Genomic DNA, 19,484 nt, shown 5'->3' with positions numbered 1-19,484 from the left:
GTCCGCATGGGCACAAGTGCCCATCCTACGGGTGAGGCTGCGGGCTGGCGTTGACGAAAAACCTGCCGTCAGGCCCTCGCCCGGCCCCCGAGTTGCGACTGCAGCTCCGGCACATCGATGCGCCTGGCGATCTTGTGCTTCAACTGTCCAAGCTCGGCGAGGATGGATTCCAGCTCGTGCTGCGTGGGCTTCAAGGGGCGCAGGGCCCTGGCCAGCGCCGGCAGGACGGCGCGGCGCACGAAGCGCGGACGGGCGGCGATGGCTTGCCAGAGGATGCCGGCCAGGCCCAGGCCGAGGAAGGCCAGCACCAGGCTTGCGCTGTCGGCGCCAGGGGCCACCAGTTGCACCATGCCGGGGCCGAAGATCGTCATGGCGACCGCGCCCGCGATCGCCAGCCCCAGGCCCATGTCGATATGGGTCCGGGCGAAGCGTTGGTCGACTTTCGCGGACATCAGCAGGAAGGGGCTGCGAATCAGCGCCTGGCGATCGTCCGCCGACAAGGCCGCCGGATTGCAGCGAATCTGCTCCTCGAGCGCCAGCCTGGCAGCGAATACCTGCTCGAGCTGCGGAAAGGTTTCGCGGATCAGTTCGGGCAGCGGCGCCAGGCGCTGGGCGATGGCCGCGTGGTCCGTGGGCTCGGCCTGCAGCCCGGTGCCGCATTCCTGGCAGGTGCGCTCGTAACCGACCAGTTCGCCGGAACCAACACTCAGGTAATAGATGTGACCGGCGGAGCCGACGCGCTTGATCTCGAAGGGCTTGAGTCCGCGGCAGATCGGGCAAAAGTGGGCAACATAGCCGAGCCTGTGATAGACCGGTTTCTTTCCCCAGACGACGAACATGGTTTTCTCCCGAAGTGGACGAGGCCGGGTTCCGGAAACGCGGCGCAACGAACTGATCGGAAGTTTCTCACAGGACAAGTTTTATTTCTATAAAGAAATAATATCTGTTGTACAAATACAGCAGAGCAGTCGCGCCGTGGGCGGGGCACCCTCGAACGGCAGCGCCTTGCCGAGCCGCCTCATGCGCGGAATTTGGCGTGTGTTGGACATGCATGGGTTGGTGGAGCTGCTGCTGTGCTGTTATCGGTCTGTATGGTCCGCATGGACACAAGTGTCCATCCTACGGGCGAGGTTCCGGGCCGTTTGCAGGCAAAGGCAAGGGAAGTCATGGGCCGACCGATACGGGCCAGGCCCCGGACCGTTTGCAGGCAAACGGTCCGGGGCGGCAAAGCCGATCAGCGCAGCACGAGTTCGAGGGCCGGCTTTTCGCCGTAATCCTCGTAACGCTCGTTGATGCCGCCGACGCAGAACACGATCTCGTCGATCAGGTCCGGCAAACGCGAACGCAGGGCGCCGCTGTCGGTGATGACGATTTCCAGCACCTCGTCCGGCTGCAGGCGGAACTTGGTCATGTTCTCGTCGTCGCGCAGGTAGCTCAGGCAATCGACCCAGGTGTCGATGGTGTCGCCCGAGGCGGTATGAAAGCCGAAAGCGCGGCGGCTCTCGGCCAGGAAACTCGCTTCGTTGACGATCGCCGCGCCGTTCAGTTCTGCCACTGCCATTGGATCAGCCTTTCAGGGAGAGGACGTCCTGCATGTCGTACAGGCCATTCGCCTTGTCGGCGATAAAACGCGCGCCGCGCAGGGCGCCGTGGGCGTAGGTCACGCGGCTGCTCGATTTATGGGTGATTTCGATGCGTTCGCCGGTGCCGGCAAACAGCACCGTGTGGTCGCCGACGATGTCGCCGCCGCGCACGGTGGCAAAGCCGATCGTCGACGGATCGCGTTCGCCGGTCACGCCTTCGCGGCCGTAGACGGCGCATTCCTTCAGGTCGCGTCCCAGGGCGTCGGCGATGACTTCGCCCATCTTCAGGGCGGTGCCGGACGGCGCGTCGACCTTGTGGCGATGGTGCGCCTCGATGATCTCGATGTCGTAGCCTTCGGCAAAACTTTTGGCTGCCATTTCCAGCAGTTTCAGGGTGACGTTGACGCCCACGCTCATGTTCGGCGCGAAGACCACGGCGGTCTTTTCGGCGGCGGCGGCAATTGCTGCCTTGCCGGCTTCATCGAAGCCGGTGGTGCCGATCACGATCTTGACGCCATGCTCGGCGCAGTACGCCAGGTGCTGCAGCGTGCCTTCCGGTCGCGTGAAATCGATCAGGCAGTCGGCGCCGGCAAGCGCGCGGGACATATCCGACTCGATCGTCACGCCGGTCAGCTGGCCCGAGAAGGCGCCGGCGTCGTGGCCGATGAAGGGGGAGCCAGCGACATCGAGGGCGCCGGCGAGCACGGCATCGGGAGCGGCGGCGATCGCCTCGACCAGCATGCGGCCCATGCGCCCACTGGCGCCGGCAACCGCGATTTTCAGTTGGGTCATGACAGTTTTATTACGGAGTGTTCGAGGAAGTGGCGGGCGTGGCGGCCTTCGAAGGCTCGACCGGACGCGCGGTCGCGGCGGCTTCGGCCTTTTTCGCATCCTTGGCGACATTCTTGATCGGGCCGGCGATGCGGGCGATGTATTCGCGCTCGGTCGGCAGGTGGCCGCCGTCGAAACGCTCGACCACGTCATTCTTGAAGTAGACGGTGACGCGGCTGGTGGTCAGCTCGCCATTGCCGCGCGCAAGATAGAACGGGTAGTCCCAGCGGTCGGCGTGGAACATGTCCATCAGCAGCGGCGTACCGAGCAGGAAACGCACCTGCTCGCGGGTCTGGCCCACTTTCAGCTGGTCCAGCATTTCTTGCGAGACGAAATTGCCTTGCTGGATGTCCGGGCGGTAGGGCGAAAAGATCCACAGGAATTTCTGCAGCTTCGTGCTCTCGGTCGTTTGCGCACCGGCATTGGCCAGCGACGCCGACTTGCCGGCATCCGCCTCGAGGGCAGCCGCGGACGTGTTCACCGGTGCGGCCGGCTTGGTCTGGTTGCGCCATGACGCGCAGCCGGACAGTACCAGCGTGCAGGCAAGGCCAGCGGCGAGCAGGGCCTGGGGCTGGAAACGATGAACAACGGCATCAAACACGCGCATAAGTAACCTCAAAACGTTTAAGCGGGAGCTATCAAAACGCTATATCATAAAGCACTCCGCCCATCTACGAGTAACAAACATGAGTAACAGTCCCACCGACCTGAAGGCGAGCGGCCTGAAGGCTACCTTGCCACGCCTGAAAATCCTCGAAATTTTCCAGAACAGCGAAGTGCGGCACCTGACGGCGGAAGACGTCTACAAGATCCTGCTGGCTGAAAACATGGACGTGGGCCTGGCCACCGTCTATCGCGTGCTGACCCAGTTCGAGCAGGCGGGCCTCCTGAACCGCAACCACTTCGAAACCGGCAAGGCGATCTACGAACTGAACGCCGGCTCGCACCACGACCACCTGGTCTGCCTCGATTGCGGCCATGTCGAGGAATTCTTCGACGAAGAAATCGAATCGCGCCAGAACAAGATCGCCAGCGAGCGCGGTTTCAAAATCGCCGAGCACGCGCTGGCGATTTACGGCAATTGCATCAAGCCGGCCTGTCCGCACCGTCATGGCGGTTAAGCGCGGATTGCGTTCGCAATGAAAAACGGCGCCATTGGCGCCGTTTTTTGTTTCGGATGCATGTGCATTACCGTAGGGTGGGCACCCCCGTGCCCACGCGGGAAGTGGCGCAGGGTTAGCGGGATTCGTATCGACGCCGGCAGCATCAAGCAAGCGTTTGCAATGATCATTTGTGAGCGTAGTCGTTTCGCGGGCGGCACGATCCTATATCAGCCAACGTGACGCCAGCATCCGCGTGGGCACGGAGTGCCCACCCTGCGAGCGTGTGAAAAAATCCTCCATGGCTGCCCTGGAGTTTTTTCACACGCTCTACGAGTTGCTCAGGGCATTCGACAGCAATTTCGCCGTGATATCCACGATGGGGATGACGCGCTCATACGCCATCCGCGTCGGCCCGATCACCCCCAGCGTGCCGACGATCTTGCCGTTGACCTCATACGGCGCGGTCACCACGCTCATCTCGTCCATCGGCACCAGTTTCGACTCGCCGCCGATAAAAATCTGCACGCCGCCGGCCTTGCTCGACATGTCGAGCAATTGCATCAGGCCGGTCTTTTGCTCGAACATCTCGAACATCTGGCGCAGCGAACTCATGTTCGAGGACAGGTCGGACACCGACAGCAAATTGCGTTCGCCCGAAATGACCATCTCTTCGCTGCCTTCGGCCATCGCCTCGCTGCCGGCTTCCACCGCGGTCTGCATCAGGCCGCCGATGTCGTGCTGCAGTTGGCGCAATTCGTGCGTGAGGCGGTGGCGCACCTCATCGAAGGTGAGGCCGGCGAAATTCTGGTTCAGGTAATTGGCCGACTGTACCAGCTGCACCGGCGTGTAGTCGACTTCGGTCAGCAGCAGGCGGTTCTGCACGTCGCCACGCGGGTCAACGATGACGAGCAGGATGCGTTTTTCGGACAGGCGTAAAAATTCGATTTGCTGGAACACCGACTCGCGCCGAGGACTCTGCACGACGCCGGCAAATTGCGTCAGCGAGGACAGCATCTGCGCCGCGTTGGCGATGAGTTTTTGCGGCTGCTGGGCTGGCAGGCGCATGCGCTCGGCGTCGACGCCGTGCTGGTTATCGAAGTGCTGGACCGTCAGCAGCGTGTCGACGAACAGGCGGTAGCCGCGCGGCGTGGGCACCCGGCCGGCCGAGGTGTGGGGACTGGCGACATAGCCCATTTCCTCGAGGTCGGCCATGATGTTGCGGATCGTCGCCGGCGACAGGTCGAGGCCGGAGATTTTCGACAGCGCACGCGACCCGACCGGCTGCCCGTCGGCAATGTAGCGCTCGACAAGGGCTTTCAGCAGGGTTTGGGCTCGGGGTTCAAGTTGCATGGGGAGTGGTGGCGCGCAGAATGGTTGCGTATCTATTATGCACCCTCAGCCCAGCGCTGTGGGCCGAGCGCGCGCTCAAGTGTGTTCGCGTTTGAGCCAGTCCAGCAACCCATCCATGTCGGCGACAGTCGCATCGGGCTGCACGCCCTCTTCCAGGTGGCGCCGGCTGGCGGTACGGTTCATCCAGACCGCGCGCAGCCCGGCGCGCTGGGCGCCCTGCACGTCGAGCAGCAGGTCGTCGCCGACGTGCACGGTGTCCTGGGGTGCCACGCCCAGCGCCTCGCAGGCGGCGTGGAAAATGGCTGCATCCGGTTTCGCACGGCCAAAACTGGGCGCGGCCACCGAAACATGGAAATGGTTGGCCAGGCCGATCGTCTGCAAATCGGCATTGCCGTTCGTGACCGAGCCCACCAGCACGCGCCCCTTCAGGCGCAGCAGGCCGGGCAGCACGTCGTCGTAGGGAATCACGGCGTTGCGGGCGGCAAAGAATTCGGTCATCGCCAGTTCGACCTTGTCCGCGTCTTCGCCGGCCTGTTCGAAAGCGGCGATCAGGCCGGCACGGCGCAGCGCACCCAGGTCGAGCTGGAATTCGGGACGGCGCGCCAGCAGCGCGAGCCGGGCATGGCGCAGGCTGTCGATGGTAAACCGTTCGGCCACGCGCGGCGCGTTGCTCGCCAGCCAGGCAAATAGCGTCTGCTCGGCCTGCACGATGACAGGCGCGATCGGCCACAGCGTGTCGTCGAGGTCGAACAGGATGGCTTTGGGCCAGGGGCGGCGGTGGGAAGGCTTCATCGGCGGGGCTCGTGTGGAAGGGACCAGCATAGCGAGGCCAGCGACGAAATGCAAACGTGCACGCCGGGCAGCCGCGAGCGGTGGTGACAGCGTGAGCGTTACAAGGTGATACACACCCTAATGAGCCCGGGGCTTGTCAAATGCTCTAAAATGATGGGCAAACTTCTACCATGCGGCTGGGTGCCTCGGGTTGCGCGCCTTGTCCCTCCCCTTTTTTGGAGAAATTATGATTCGTTCCCCCCTGCGTGCCGGCATTGCGCTGGCCTGCGCGCTGAGCCTGTCCGCCTGCGGCGGCGGCAGCGGCGATGTCTACGTCGGCGGCACCATCGTCGGCGCTACCAAGGCCGGCCTGGTCCTGACGAACAACGATGGCAAGCCGTTCGAAGTTGCCGCCGGCGCGACCAGCTTCGTGTTCCCCGACCTGGTGGACACCGACGCCAGCTACAACGTGAAAGTCATCGCCTCCCCCGACAACACGCAGCCGACCACGCCCGGCGGCACGGACGGCTGCAAGGTGGTCCCCGGAACCGGCACCGGCAAGGCGGTCTTCAGCGTTTCGACCGTGCGCGTCGTCTGCACCCTGAAGACCTACCCGCTGAACGCCCGCATCAACGGCGCCCATGCCGCCGGCCTGGAGATCGTTAATGGCGCGGACCGCAAGGTGGTGCAGCCTGCCGACACGACCGTCGAGCTGACGCCGATTGCCGAAGGCGCGGTCTACGGCGTGACCGTGCTGACCTCGCCGTCCGGCCAGACCTGCACCGTCGCCAACGGCTCGGGCACCATGACCACCGCCGGCCAGACCGTCGACGTCAACTGCACCGCGCCTTAATTACATCCTGTGGAGAGTATTTTGAAGAAATCGATCCTGGCGCTGTGCGCGCTGACCCTGGCAGCCGGCCTCTCCGCCTGCGGCGGCGGCTCCTCGAGCTATACGATTGGCGGCACGGTGTACGGCCTGGAGTACGGCCCCCTGGTCCTGACGACGAACGGCATGGAAGTTGCCGTCCAGCCGGCCAAGGACAGCAACGGCAGGCTCGTCACCACCTATGCCTTCCCCAACCAGCTGGACTATGGCACACCGTATAACGTCGTCCTGAAGCGGGCCGGCACCGACGCCAGCGGCGCTGCCATCATCCAGTATCCACCGCACCAGGTCTGCGGCGTGACGCAAAACAGCCGCACGAGCGACACGGCAGGACGCCTGGCGACCATCGATGCGTCGTTTACCTGCTCGCTGGCCTCCCACACCATCGGCGGCACCGTCAACGGCCTCGCGGGCGACGGCCTGGTCCTGACCAACGGCAGCACGAGCGGCACCGTGACGCTGGCCAAGGACACAAATGGCGCCTATCCGACCAGCTTCACCTTCACCACGCCAGTGACCTACCAACAGACCTATGGCGTGACCGTCCTGACCCAGCCGGCCGGCCAGACCTGCACGGTCGCCAATGGCGCCGGCACGATGGGCGATGATCCGGTGTCTTCGATCGTGATCAATTGCGCCAACAACCCGGCTTGAGCGAGCTGAGGGAGACATTCACAAAATATATGTCGATCATTCTTAAAGAAAATTAGACGTATATGTTGTGGTGCAGCATAATTGCACCTGTCTCCTCCAACTCTCCTCAGAAAAGAATTGGATTTAGCCCGCCCTCACCGGCGGGCTTTTTTTTGCCCGCGTTTTGGCGAGCACCTGCTCAGGCGAACTTCGTGGCAGGGGCCAGGCGTTTGCCGCTGACCTTCACGACCGCCATTTTCTCGCTGCCGACCGAAACCATCGAGTCCGCGCGCACCTGCGCCTTGTAGCTCTCGGCGCTGGCCCAGGTGCTGACGCCGACGACGAGGGCGGCGACCAGGAACAGCGATTCCATGTGTTTGAGGACGTTCATTTCAGGCTCCCTTCGGTGGTTTGCTTTAGCCCTGCCGCGTCTGCGTTCGGGCTTTCGATGGGAGTACTTTAGCAATCGTGCCCGCGCTTCTCCATCGGCTTGCGACGAACGGCGGAAAGGGCGCGATGAAGCGTGAAAAACGGGGATGCAGGCGTTTGTGCGGTGCGTCAGCGATGCGTCAAGAAAGTCCGGGGCGGCAGCGCCCCGTAGGGTGGGCATGCCCACGCGGCATGGCACGGATGATCTGACGAGACGTCACGTCAATTTTGGGTAAACGGGAGTTTCCTGCGACGTTGCGGCATTCATGGGCACGAACGCGTGGGCATGCCCACCCTACGAAACCGCTTACGCCGGCTTGAGGAGATTCGCCAGCGCCACGTACTGCTCGAGGCTGACGTTTTCCGGGCGCACGCCGGGATCGATGCCGGCTTCGACCAGCTGCGCTTCGGTGAACATCCCGGCCACGCAATTGCGAATGACCTTGCGACGCTGCGAGAAGGCCTTCTGCACCACCGCCGCCAGGGTCGGGCCGTCGACGGCGAGCTTTCTCTTGGTCGGGACCATGCGCACGATGGCCGATTCGACCTGGGGCGGCGGATCGAAGGCGGTCGGCGGCACGATGAACAGCAGCGACATGTCGTAACGCCATTGCAGCATCACCGACAGGCGGCCATAGGCCTTGGTGCCGGGTTCGGCCACCATGCGCTCGACCACTTCCTTTTGCAGCATGAAGTGCTGGTCCTCGACCAGGTGCGCGAAGTCGGCCAGGTGGAACAGCAGTGGGCTCGAGATGTTGTACGGCAGGTTGCCGACGATGCGCAGCTTCTGCCCTTCCGGCACGGGAATCGACGCGTAATCGAATTTCAGGGCGTCACCCGAGTGGATGGTCAGCTTTCCGGGCGGAAAGGCCTTTTCCAGGCGCGCCACCAGGTCGCGGTCGAGCTCGACCACGTGCATATGGTCCAGTTGCTTGATCAGCAGCGCCGTCATCGCCGCCAGGCCCGGACCGATCTCGACCATCGCCTCGCCGCGGCGCGGGTCGATCGCTTCGATGATGCTGCTCAGGACCAGCTTGTCGGTCAGAAAATTCTGGCCGAAGCGTTTGCGTGCTACGTGTTTCATGCGTGATGCTTTCGTGTGTTAGTGGGCGCGGCCGGCCGCAGCCTTGCTGGCGCTGACCATGCCCATGGCGGCGCGGATCGCCTCCTCCATGCTGCCGCAATCGGCCAGTCCCAGCCCTTGCGCGGCGAGGTCGAGCGCGGTGCCGTGGTCGACCGAGGTGCGGATCAGCGGCAGGCCGAGCGTGACGTTGATGCCGCGCCCGAAGGTGGCGTGCTTGAGCACAGGCAGGCCCTGGTCGTGGTACATGGCGAGCACGCAATCGGCATCGACCAGGTATTTCGGCTGGAACAGGGTATCGGCCGGATACGGCCCGCGTGCGTCGATGCCGCGCGCCTGCGCCGCCGCCAGGGCGGGTTCGATGACCTCGATTTCCTCGCGTCCCAGATAGCCGTTTTCCCCTGCGTGCGGGTTCAGCCCGGTGACCAGGATGCGCGGGGATGCGATGCCGAATTTGGCGCGCAGGTCGGCGTGCAGGATGTCGAGCACCCGGGCCAGGCCGTCCTGCGTGATCGCGTCCGGGACGGCGCGCAGCGGCAGGTGGGTGGTCGCCAGCGCCACCCGCAAATACGCTTGATCGCCCGCCGGCTGGCCGGCGAGCATCATCACCACTTGCGGGGTCTGCGTCTTCTCGGCCAGGTATTCGGTGTGGCCGGAAAAGGCGACACCGGCTTCGTTGATGGTGCTCTTTTGCAGGGGCGCGGTGACGATGGCGTCGAACCAGCCGGCGTTCACTCCCTCGAGCGCGAGGTCGAGCGTGGCGAGCACGGCGCGGCCATTTTCCGCGTCCAGCACACCCGGCACGACATGGGCGGCCAGCGGCACGTCGACCACGGCGATGCGCTCGCGGCCGAAATGTGGCAGGCCGCCATTCCGCAAGGCCTGGATCGACAGCGCCGCCAGGCGAATCTCGGGGTCGATCAGGCTGGCGGTCAGCGCGAGGAAGGCGGCGTCGCCCACCAGCACGCAATTGGCCTGTTCGCGCAGCGCCCAGGCGGCACGGATCGAAATCTCGGGCCCGATGCCGGCCGGCTCGCCGACGGTGAGCGCCAGGGTCGGGCGCACGGTCTGCGGCGCGGCCATGGTGTTACGCCTCCTCGCGGTACTCGACGTAGGCGCGGTCGCGGACTTCGCGCGCCCAGTCCTCGACGGCTTCGCCGAGTTTGCGCTCGCGGATCACCTGGCGTGCGTGCAGGCGTTCCTTTTCCTTCGACTGGTCTTCGCTCTTGCGCTCGAGCACCTCGACGAGGTGGAAGCCGAACGGCGACTCGATCACGTCCGACACTTCGCCCGGTTTCAGCGCATTCATCGCGGTCTCGAATTCCGGCACCACGTCGCCCGGCTGCAGCCAGCCCAGGTCGCCGCCCTTGGCCGCGGTGGCGTCCTGGCCGTTCTGGCGCGCCAGGTCCTCGAAGGTGGCGCTCTTGTTCAGGATTTTGGCGCGCAGCTCGGCCAGCTTGGCCTTGGCCTGCGCGGCCGGCATGGCCGGCGTCGCCTTGATCAGGATATGACGCGCATGGGTCTGCTGGACCAGCGCCTGCTCGGGCGCCTGCGCCAGGTTGCGCTTGTCGTTGAGCTTGATGATGTAGAAGCCGGTGCTGCTCTTGATGATCGGCGTGACCTGGCCCGGGCTGAGTTTGCGCAGCTGGTCGGAAATGAGTTGCGGCAGGCGGTCCGGATCGCGCCAGCCGATCGCGCCGCCCTTCAGGGCGTCGGGTGCGTCGGAATACGTGGCGGCGATCTTGGCGAAGTCGGCGCCGGTGCGCAGCTGGCGCAGCACTTCGTCGGCGCGGGCGCGGCGCGCGGCGATCTGCTCGGGCGTGGCGTTGGCCGGGATGCCGACCAGGATCTGGGCGATGTCCATTTCGACGCGGTCGGCGGCAGCGGCTTTTTCGGCGGCCAGATAGGTGTCGACTTCGGCGTCCGAGACCTGGATCTTGCTGTCGACCTCATGCTCGCGCAGGTTCTGCAGCATGATTTCGTTGCGGATCTCTTCGCGGAACTGGGCGAAGGTCAGGCCTTCCTTTTCCATCTGGTTGCGCATTTCCTGCACCGTCATCTTCTGGCCTTCGGCGATGCGGCCGATCGTGGCGTCGAGCCTGCGGTCGTCGACGCGCACACCCATCTCCTTGGCCAGCTGCAGCTGGGCGCGCTCGACGATCATCGATTCGATCACCTGGCGCTCGAGGTCGGCCTGCGCCGGGAGCTGGGCATTCTGGGCGCGCAGGCGCTGCACGATCTGGCCGACGCGGTTGCGCACTTCGTTGCGGGTGATGACTTCGTCGTTGACGACAACGCGGATCGCATCGATGACGTTGGCGTTGCTGGACGCGGGCGGCAGGAAACCGCTGCCGGGGGCAGCGCTTTGCGCCGCCGCCGCCGGCTGTGCAGGCCGTGCCGCGGGGGCGCGCGCAGGCTTCGCAGCTTGAGCAAGGGCGGCATTGGCCGTGAACGCGCACAGCAGCGCCGCTGCGAGCTTAAGGTGATGCAAACTGGTAGTACGCATAGTCTGGGAAGCACTCATTCAGGTCAAAAATCATCCATGGCCCCGGTCAGGGCGCGCGGCTAGGGACGGCCGACGTTGCTGTTGAGCCGCGTGTAGCCGGGAATACTCTTGTAAAACGACTCCAGCGGATTGCCCAGCCCAAGGCGCGACAGGCCGTTGAGCTCGAGCTGGAAGAAGGTCGACGTCGAGGTCGTCTGGGCCGCCGTCACGAAGCGCTGCGCGCCCATGCGGAAGACCCAGCAATCGGCCTTGTACTCGAGACCGACCAGGCTCTCGAGCACCTTGCGGTCGCGCAGCGAGTAGCTGACGCGGCCGACGCCATACCAGCGCGTCGACAGCGGCCACTGGGCCGACACGTCGGCATTGCGGAAGCTGTCGCGCACGTAACGGTACTCGGCATTGAGCACCTTCATCGGTCCCGGCGTCCAGCGCAAGCCATGGTTCTGGCTATACAGGCTTTTATCGTTCGCATCGTATTGTACGCTGCTGTCGAAGTTCCAGTTATTGATGATGCGGCCCGATGCCGCCAGCAGCAGGTCGGAGCGGCCTTGCTGCTGCTGGGCCTCGGTGCGGCCGACCCGCGGTGCGGTGAAATAGAAGCGCTGGCCGATCGCCATGCGCAGGCGCTCGGCGCCGTCGGCCTCGATGAAGCGCGAGACCACGGCCGCCGTCAGCTGGTTGGCGTCCGACACGCGGTCGCCGCCCACGAAACGGTTTTCGCTGAACAGCTGGGCGTAGCTGAAGCCCGCCTCGCCCGTATCGAAGATCGGGAAGTCGTCCTGGTTGCGGTAAGGCGTGCGCACATAGAACAGGCGCGGCTCCAGGGTCTGGGTGGCGGCGCTGCCGAACAGCTTGGCGTCGCGCTCGAACACCATGCCGCTGTCGACCGAGAAGATCGGCAGCGTGCGCGACAGGCTGGTCGGGAGGCCGGCAGTGCTGTCCGTCTTGCGCTCCAACTCGTATTTGGTCGCGTGCAGCATCAGTTTGGGCGTGACGTAGTAGCCCGGACGCACCCATGGATAGCTGACCTGCGACACCGCCAGCAGGCGGTTGCCGCTGTCGAAAGTCGGATGCGAGAAGCGCGTCGCCTCGGCATCGATCGCCCAGTCGAAGCCCTGGACGTCGAAACGGCCCGTGTGAAAATTAATTTGCGGCAGGCGGTCGTAAGGACGCGGGATCGCCAGCGCCGGATTCGTGGCTGCCGCCGGTTCCTGCAGCACTTGCACGTTCTGGGCCCGCACGGACAGGTTCCAGTACTGGCTGCCATAGCTCGTGTACACGTCGCGTATGAGCTGGCGCTCGGCACTGGTGGAGACGGTCGGCGCAAAGTCGCTTGTATATTCGTCGTCCGAGGCCCCATGCAGGTTCCAGCCATAGGTCCAGCCTGGCCCCAGCGTCTGGTTGTGCACCGAATCGACCCGCCAGCGGTCGGTCTTCGTGATGCGGTCGTTGCGCAGGCCCTCGACATGGGTTTCGCCGCCATACGCGCCGCGCGCGGTTTCGCCAATGTAGCGGGCGGTCGCGCCGAGCTGCAGGCCGCGGTCGAACAGCAGGCGCGGGAAGACCGTCAGGTCGCGGTTGGGCGCGATGTTGAAGTAATACGGCACCATCAGCTCGGACTTGCCCTTCGAGCCGAAGCCGACGGTGGCCGGCAGCCAGCCCGAGCGGCGCGCGCCCGACAGCGAGAACGACAGCGCCGGCGTGCCGAGGATGGGCACGTCCTTGAAATAAATGATGGTCTTGCCGGCGGTGCCGACGTCGCGCCCGGAATCGAGGCGCAGCGTGCTCGCCTTCAGGTACCAGTCGGGGTTGGGGCCTTCGCAGGTGCTGTAGGTGCCGTCCACGACCAGCGCCTGGTCTTCGCCGAGGAAGTCGATGCGGTCGGCATGGCCTTGCGCATTGTTCAACTGCAGCTTGTACTGCGGATGCAGCACCCAGCCGCGTCCGGTGGACATGTTCAGCTGCAGCGCGTCGCCCTGGTAGCGGTCGCCGAAACGCCACATGTTGACGTTGCCGTCGGCCGTGACTTCATCTTCGACCAGCCGGTAACAGGCCGTGTCGGCCGTCATCTTCGTCTGGCCGCGCGTGATTTCGACGTTGCGCTCGAGGTTGATCTCGCGGTCCGGACGGCCGCCGATCTCCTCGGCGCGTACGGTGACGGGAAGATCTTGTTCGTCAGGATGGGGCGCGGGCCGCGCAACTTGCGCGTACAAGGGCCCCGAGGCCACGGTGACGAGGGCGGACAAGGCAACTGCCCGCCGCCGCGGGAATGGTAGGGCCGTAAACCAGCTCATGGAATCTGTGGCTGCACCATAAAAGGCGATTTTTTGGATTGAATCCCTTATTATATGGGAATTGTCTCCCTCAACCGGTTTCCGCTGGACGTTCCATGGCTTCTTTGTATCAAAACTCCCCCACTTCCGCCGAGCAGGACGCGCGCCTCGCGCTTCTTACCGAATGGCTGAGCTCGCTTGACCTGGTGGAAACCGGTTCGCGCCGTCCGGCTTCGTCCGATGCCAGCTTCCGCCGCTATTTCCGCTTCGATGTGGCACCAAAGCTACGCGGCAAACTCGGCGACACCCTGATCGCGATGGATGCGCCGCCCGAGCGCGAAAACGTGCCCGCTTTTATCCACGTCCAGGGCTTGCTGCATGAAGCCGGCGTGACGGTGCCGGCCATCGTCGCGCGCGATGTCGAGCGCGGCTTCCTGCTGCTGTCCGACCTCGGCACCACGACTTACCTCGCCCGCATCGATGCCGACAACGCCGCCTTCATGTATTCGGACGCGGTCGACGCCCTGATCAAGTTTCAACTGCACAGCCAGCCGGGCGTGCTGCCCGAGTTCGACCGCGCCTTTGTGCTGCGCGAAATGAACCTGTTCCCGGAATGGTTCATCGGCCGCCACCTGGGCGTGACCCTCACGGAGGCCCAGCAGGCCCAGCTCGATAAAGTATTCGAGACGATCACGGCGAACGTACTGGCGCAGCAGCAGGTGTTCATGCACCGCGATTTCCACTCGCGCAACCTGATGTTCCTCGACCAGGGCAACCCGGGCGTGCTCGATTTCCAGGACGCCGTGTATGGCCCCGTCACCTACGACCTCGGCTCCCTGCTGCGCGACGCCTATATCCAGTGGGACGAAGAGATCGTGCTGGACTGGGTGGTGCGCTACTGGCAAAGCGCCAAGCAGGTCGGCCTGCCTGTCAATCCGGACATCGACGCCTTCTACCGCGACTTCGAATTCATGGCCCTGCAGCGCCACCTGAAAATCCTCGGCATCTTCTGCCGCCTGAACTACCGCGACGGCAAGGCCATCTACATGGGCGACCTGCCGACCGTGATGGACTACGTGCGCAAGACCGCCAACCGCTACACCGAACTGAAGCCCTTGATCCGCCTGCTCGACTCGTTCGACGCCTTTGGCGACGGCGCGGCGCCGAAATTCGGCTACACCTTCTGAGCACACTTTCCGGGAAGCCCATGAAAGCCATGATCCTGGCCGCCGGCCGCGGCGAACGCATGCGTCCGCTGACGGACTCCTGCCCGAAACCCTTGCTGAAAGTGCGCGGCCGTCCGCTCATCGAATGGCATATCCTGAACCTGGTGCGTGCCGGGATTGTCGACATCGTCATCAACCACTCGCACCTCGGCCACATGCTCGAGGAAGCGCTGGGCGACGGTAGCCGCCTCGGCGCGCGCATCGTGTATTCGCACGAACCGACGCCGCTGGAAACGGCGGGCGGCATCGCCAACGCCCTGCACCTGCTGGGCGACGAACCCTTCGTGGCACTGTCGGGCGACATCTACGCGCCCTACTTCGATTTCACCCAGGTCTTCGACGCGCTGCCGGAGAACGACGCCATCGGCCAGCCGCTCCCGCCAGACAAACGCGACATCGCCTGGCTGTATTTGACGCCGAACCCGTGGCACAACCCGGGCGGCGACTTCGGCATCGACATGTACACGCTCTCCAACGAGGGCGACCCGAAATGGAACTTCGGGAATATTGGCGTCTACCGTCCCGAGATGTTCGACGGTATCCAGCCGGGTGAGTTCGTCAAGTTCGGCCCCCTGATGCGCAAGTTCATCGAGCAAAAGCGCGTGGGCGGCGAAATTTATAATGGCCCCTGGGTCAACGTCGGCACCGTGCGCCAGCTCGAGGAGCTGAATGCGCCGCTGGCAAAGCGGGCCGGCGAGTGAGCCCCTTCGCCGCCCGCCGCGCACGCCTGGCCGCAAGCATGGAACCGGGCGCGCTGGCGGTGCTGGCGACCGCGCCGGAAGTGGCGAGAAACAGCAACAGCGATTACCCGTATCGGCACGACAGCTATTTTTACTACCTGACCGGCTTTACCGAACCGGAGAGCGTGCTGGTGATCGTCGCGGCTTGCGGCGAGACGCCGGCGCGGTCGATCCTGTTCTGCCGCGAGAAGAATGTCGAGCGCGAGATCTGGGACGGTTTTCGTTATGGCCCCGCCGCCGCGCGCGAGGCCTTCGGCTTCGATGAGGCGTATCCGGTCGGCGAACTCGACGCGCAGATGGCGCGCCTGCTGGCCGACGTCCCTGCCCTGTACTACGCGCTTGCCCAGAACCCGGCCCTCGATGCGCAGGTGGCGGGATGGCTGAAAGCCGTGCGCGCACAATCGCGCTCGGGCGTGACTGCGCCTGCCCGTACCCACCACCTGCTGGCGCTGCTGGACGAGATGCGCCTGGTGAAAGACGAGAGCGAGCAGGCGCTGATGCTGCGTGCGGCGACGATAGCCGGCGCGGCCCACGTGCGCACCATGCGCGCCGCGCGTCCCGGCATGTTCGAGTACGAACTGGAAGCGGAACTGCTCTACGAATTTCGCCGCAATGGCGCCCAGGCCCCGGCCTATCCGCCGATCGTCGCCAGCGGCGCGAGCGCCTGCGTCCTGCACTACAGCGCCAACAATGCGCAGACGCGTGACGGCGACCTGGTCCTGATCGACGCCGGCTGCGAATTCGACAGCTACGCCTCCGACATCACGCGCACCTTCCCGGTAAATGGCCGCTTCAGCGCACCCCAGAAATTGTTGTACGAGCTGGTGCTGCAAGCGCAGGACGCGGCGCTCGCGGCCATCGTGCCGGGCCGTCCCTACAGCGACGTGCACGAGGCGGCACTGAAGGTGCTCGCTGAAGGCATGCTGGACCTGGGCCTGCTCGAGCGCGCACGATACGGCGGCGTCGAAGGCGTGCTGGCCGAGCGCGCCTATACTGCCTTCTACATGCACGGCACCGGCCACTGGCTCGGACTGGACGTGCACGACACCGGCAGTTACCGCGACCTTTCCGCTGAAGGAAAGCCCTCGCGCCTGCTGGTGGCGGGCATGGCGCTCACCGTCGAACCGGGCATTTACGTGCGCCCTGCTCCCGGCGTGCCGGAACGCTTCTGGAACATCGGCATCCGGATCGAAGACGACGTGATCGTCGGCGAGTCGGGCGCCCGCGTGCTGTCCGGTTCGGCGCCGAAGACGGTGGCGGAGATCGAAGCGTTGATGAGAGATTGAAGATGGAACAGCACAAAGACAATGTCGACGTGGCGATCTGCGGCGCCGGCCCGGTGGGACTGGCACTGGCGGCGTTGCTGGTGCGGCGCGGCGTCGAGGGACAGCGCATCGCCCTGGTCGATGCGCGCGCGCTGGGCCAGGCAATTTCCGATCCGCGCTCGATCGCGCTGGCCTGGGGCAGCCGCCAGTTGCTGGAAGAAATCGGCGCCTGGCCGTTTCCTTCCACGCCGATCCACACCATCCACGTTTCACGGCGCGGCCAGCTCGGGCGCAGCCTGCTCGACCGCGAAGAGCATCGCCTGGATGCGCTCGGGTACGTGACGCGTTATGGCGACGTCGTCGATGCGCTGGCGCGCGCGGTCGACCGTGCCGGCGTGCAGGTGATCCGCCCGGCGCGCGTGGCTGCGCTCGACGAAACGGCGGACCAGGTGTCCCTGTCGCTCGACGACGGCCGCACGCTCACGGCGCAGGTGGTGGTCGGCGCCGAAGGGGGCGTGTTCGGCCAGCAGGAAGACAAGGCGCAGACGAGAGATTACGGCCAGAGCGCCGTGATCGCGCGCGTGTCGGCCGCGGCGCCGATCGCGCACCGCGCGTTTGAACGCTTTACCGACGAGGGCCCGCTGGCATTGCTGCCGCAGGAAGGCGCCGACGGTTTTCAGTATGCGCTGGTCTGGTGCGTGAAACCCGAGCGCGCCGAGGCGCTGCAGGCGATGGACGAGGAACGCTTCCTGCATGAACTGGGCGAGGCCTTCGGCGGCCGGCTTGGGCGCTTCACCAAAGTCTCGCCGCGCTTCGCCTACCCGCTCGGCCTGAACGCCGACGCGCGCGCCACGACGCGCACGGTCGCCATCGGCAATGCGGCGCAGACGCTGCATCCGGTGGCGGGGCAAGGTTTGAATTTAGGCCTGCGCGACGCCGCCGTGCTGGCGCGACTGCTGGCGCGCTGCGCGGGGCCGGAAGGTATCGGCCGCTTTTTGGATGAGCGCGCGCAGGACCGCAAGCTCACCATTGCGCTGACCGATGCGATGGCGCGCGCCTTTGTCGGGAGCGGGCCGCTGCAGTCGGTGCTGGGCCTGGGGCTGGCGGCGCTGGATGCCGTCAAACCGGCGCGCACGCTGCTGGGGGAGTTGATGATGTACGGAAGGCGTGGCGGGTCGGCGCTGTTGCCGCATAAGGTTTCGTAGGGTGGGCATGCCCACGCGAACCGTCGCGTCATGTTTGCCTCGTTCACACCCGCACGTTCGAATCGCGGTAACGCGTCCACATGATCCGCGATAACGCGTCGAATTGATCACCGGCCGTTACCGCGTTCATGGGTCAACACGGTGCGAACGTCCGCGTGGGCATGCCCACGCGAACCGTCGCGTCATGTTTGCCCCGTTCACACCCGCACGTTCGAATCGCGGTAACGCGTCCACATGATCCGCGATAACGCGTCGGGTTGATCACCGGCCGTTACCGCGTTCATGGGCCAACACGGTGCGAACGTCCGCGTGGGCATGCCCACCCTACGTTAGGCCGCGGCCAGTGCTTGTGGTCAGCGATGTGAATATTCCAGCGACGGCAAACAATCGCAGCGGCCGTAGGGTGGGCATGCCCACGCGGACCGTCGCGTCATGTTTGCCTCGTTCACACCCGCACGTTCGAATCGCGGTAACACGTCCACATGATCCGCGATAACGCGTCGGGTTCATTAGCGGCCGTTACCGCGTTCATGGGCCAACACGGCGCCAACGTCCGCGTGGGCATGCCCACCCTACGTTAGGCCACGGCCAGTGCTTGTGGCCAGCGATGTGAATATTCCGGCGACGGCAAACAATCGAGGCGGCCGTAGGGTGGGCATGCCCACGCGAACCGTCGCGTCATGTTTGCTTCGTTCACACCCGCACGTTCGAATCGCGGTAACGCGTCCACATGATCCGCGATAACGCGTCGGGTTCATTAGCGGCCGTTACCGCGTTCATGGGTCAACACGGTGCAAACGTCCGCGTGGGCATGCCCACCCTACGTTACGCCGCGGCAGTGGTTGTGGTCAGCGATGTGAATATTCCGGCGACGGCAAACAATCGCGGCGGCCGTAGGGTGGGCATGCCCACGCGAACCGTCGCGTCATGTTTGCTTCGTTCAAAACCCGCACATTCGAATCGCGGTAACGCGTCCACATGATCCGCGATAACGCGTCGGGTTGGTCACCGGTCGTTACCGCGTCCATGGGCCAACGCGGTGCGAACGTCCGCGTGGGCATGCCCACCCTACGTTAGGCCGCGGCCAGTGCTTGTGGCCAGCGATGTGAATATTCCAGCGACGGCAAACAATCGCAGTGGCCGTAGGGTGGGCATGCCCACGCGGACCGTCGCGTCATGTTTGCTTCTTTCACACCCGCACGTGCGAATCGCGGTAACGCGTCCACATGATCCGCGATAACGCGTCGGGTTGATCACCGGCCGTTACCGCGTTCATGGGCCAACACGGCGCCAACGTCCGCGTGGGCATGCCCACCCTACGTTAGGCCACGGCCAGTGCTTGTGGTCAGCGATGTGAATATTCCGGCGACGGCAAACAATCGCGGGGGCCGTAGGGTGGGCATGCCCACGCGGACCGTCGCGTCATGTTTGCTTCTTTCACACCCGCACGTGCGAATCGCGGTAACACGTCCACATGATCCGCGATAACGCGTCGGGTTGATCACCGGCCGTTACCGCGTTCATGGGCCAACACGGTGCGAACGTCCGCGTGGGCATGCCCACCCTACGTTAGGCCGCGGCCAGAGGTTGTGGTCAGCG

General features: G+C 64.8%; 18 protein-coding genes. 7 read left to right on the top strand and 11 right to left on the bottom strand.

All coding sequences use genetic code 11. The annotated features are described in order from the left end of the window. Positions 1-68 precede the first annotated feature (68 nt). The 4 genes from AC1MEM_RS05395 to AC1MEM_RS05380 form a co-directional block, all read right to left on the bottom strand. Positions 69-839 (bottom strand): hypothetical protein, encoded by a 771-nt coding sequence (locus AC1MEM_RS05395; protein ID WP_499475818.1) that lies wholly within the window; start codon positions 837-839, stop codon positions 69-71. Positions 840-1,234: 395 nt separating this feature from the next. Further along, positions 1,235-1,561: a barstar family protein gene (locus tag AC1MEM_RS05390; RefSeq protein WP_499475816.1), complete on the bottom strand. Its 327-nt coding sequence runs from the start codon at positions 1,559-1,561 to the stop codon at positions 1,235-1,237. Between the two features lie 4 nt (positions 1,562-1,565). Then, positions 1,566-2,375 carry a 4-hydroxy-tetrahydrodipicolinate reductase gene (dapB, locus tag AC1MEM_RS05385; protein ID WP_499475815.1) on the bottom strand — a complete coding sequence of 270 codons (810 nt, stop codon included), beginning with the start codon at positions 2,373-2,375 and terminating at the stop codon, positions 1,566-1,568. Between the two features lie 10 nt (positions 2,376-2,385). After that, complete coding sequence (locus AC1MEM_RS05380) at positions 2,386-3,021, bottom strand: outer membrane protein assembly factor BamE (protein ID WP_499475814.1); 636 nt, start codon at positions 3,019-3,021, stop codon at positions 2,386-2,388. A gap of 79 nt (positions 3,022-3,100) precedes the next feature. Between AC1MEM_RS05380 and fur the strand changes: the two genes are divergently transcribed. Then, positions 3,101-3,535 (top strand): ferric iron uptake transcriptional regulator, encoded by a 435-nt coding sequence (gene fur, locus AC1MEM_RS05375; RefSeq protein WP_499475812.1) that lies wholly within the window; start codon positions 3,101-3,103, stop codon positions 3,533-3,535. Between the two features lie 309 nt (positions 3,536-3,844). Here the strand turns inward: fur and hrcA are convergent, their stop codons facing one another. Both hrcA and AC1MEM_RS05365 read right to left on the bottom strand, forming a co-directional pair. After that, positions 3,845-4,867 (bottom strand): heat-inducible transcriptional repressor HrcA, encoded by a 1,023-nt coding sequence (gene hrcA / locus AC1MEM_RS05370; RefSeq protein WP_499475811.1) that lies wholly within the window; start codon positions 4,865-4,867, stop codon positions 3,845-3,847. Between the two features lie 75 nt (positions 4,868-4,942). Next, positions 4,943-5,659, bottom strand: a complete 717-nt coding sequence (locus AC1MEM_RS05365) for an HAD family hydrolase (RefSeq protein WP_499475809.1) — start codon at positions 5,657-5,659, stop codon at positions 4,943-4,945. Positions 5,660-5,885: 226 nt separating this feature from the next. Between AC1MEM_RS05365 and AC1MEM_RS05360 the strand changes: the two genes are divergently transcribed. Further along, entirely contained in the window at positions 5,886-6,491 is a 606-nt protein-coding gene (locus tag AC1MEM_RS05360; RefSeq protein WP_499475808.1) for a hypothetical protein, read from the top strand. Positions 6,492-6,512: 21 nt separating this feature from the next. Continuing rightward, positions 6,513-7,181 carry a hypothetical protein gene (locus AC1MEM_RS05355; RefSeq protein ID WP_499475806.1) on the top strand — a complete coding sequence of 223 codons (669 nt, stop codon included), beginning with the start codon at positions 6,513-6,515 and terminating at the stop codon, positions 7,179-7,181. 178 nt (positions 7,182-7,359) lie between these two features. Here the strand turns inward: AC1MEM_RS05355 and AC1MEM_RS05350 are convergent, their stop codons facing one another. The 5 genes from AC1MEM_RS05350 to AC1MEM_RS05330 all read right to left on the bottom strand — a co-directional run bounded on the left by AC1MEM_RS05350 (position 7,360) and on the right by AC1MEM_RS05330 (position 13,470). Continuing rightward, entirely contained in the window at positions 7,360-7,551 is a 192-nt protein-coding gene (locus tag AC1MEM_RS05350) for a hypothetical protein (protein ID WP_499475805.1), read from the bottom strand. A gap of 345 nt (positions 7,552-7,896) precedes the next feature. Next, positions 7,897-8,673 carry a 16S rRNA (adenine(1518)-N(6)/adenine(1519)-N(6))-dimethyltransferase RsmA gene (gene rsmA / locus AC1MEM_RS05345; protein WP_499475804.1) on the bottom strand — a complete coding sequence of 259 codons (777 nt, stop codon included), beginning with the start codon at positions 8,671-8,673 and terminating at the stop codon, positions 7,897-7,899. An 18-nt stretch (positions 8,674-8,691) separates the two neighbouring features. Next, positions 8,692-9,753 (bottom strand): 4-hydroxythreonine-4-phosphate dehydrogenase PdxA, encoded by a 1,062-nt coding sequence (gene pdxA / locus AC1MEM_RS05340; RefSeq protein ID WP_499475803.1) that lies wholly within the window; start codon positions 9,751-9,753, stop codon positions 8,692-8,694. A gap of 4 nt (positions 9,754-9,757) precedes the next feature. Next, entirely contained in the window at positions 9,758-11,176 is a 1,419-nt protein-coding gene (locus AC1MEM_RS05335; protein ID WP_499475802.1) for a peptidylprolyl isomerase, read from the bottom strand. A gap of 59 nt (positions 11,177-11,235) precedes the next feature. Beyond that, entirely contained in the window at positions 11,236-13,470 is a 2,235-nt protein-coding gene (locus AC1MEM_RS05330; protein ID WP_499475801.1) for an LPS-assembly protein LptD, read from the bottom strand. A gap of 95 nt (positions 13,471-13,565) precedes the next feature. Between AC1MEM_RS05330 and AC1MEM_RS05325 the strand changes: the two genes are divergently transcribed. Genes AC1MEM_RS05325 through AC1MEM_RS05310 form a run of 4 tightly spaced genes read left to right on the top strand, consistent with a single transcriptional unit; the run spans position 13,566 to position 17,885 of the window. Continuing rightward, positions 13,566-14,636, top strand: a complete 1,071-nt coding sequence (locus AC1MEM_RS05325) for an aminoglycoside phosphotransferase family protein (RefSeq protein ID WP_499475800.1) — start codon at positions 13,566-13,568, stop codon at positions 14,634-14,636. A gap of 20 nt (positions 14,637-14,656) precedes the next feature. Beyond that, entirely contained in the window at positions 14,657-15,376 is a 720-nt protein-coding gene (gene murU / locus AC1MEM_RS05320; RefSeq protein WP_499475799.1) for an N-acetylmuramate alpha-1-phosphate uridylyltransferase MurU, read from the top strand. Continuing rightward, positions 15,373-16,701 carry an aminopeptidase P N-terminal domain-containing protein gene (locus AC1MEM_RS05315; RefSeq protein WP_499475798.1) on the top strand — a complete coding sequence of 443 codons (1,329 nt, stop codon included), beginning with the start codon at positions 15,373-15,375 and terminating at the stop codon, positions 16,699-16,701. The genes murU and AC1MEM_RS05315 overlap by 4 nt, the downstream gene beginning before the upstream one ends. 2 nt (positions 16,702-16,703) lie before the next feature. After that, positions 16,704-17,885, top strand: coding sequence for an FAD-dependent monooxygenase (locus AC1MEM_RS05310; RefSeq protein WP_499475797.1), 1,182 nt, complete (start codon positions 16,704-16,706; stop codon positions 17,883-17,885). Positions 17,886-19,484 lie beyond the last annotated feature (1,599 nt).

This window comes from Telluria sp. AIW5, assembly GCF_056680575.1.
Note: the sequence above shows the minus strand (reverse complement) of the source record. Positions and strands in the feature narration are given on the sequence as shown.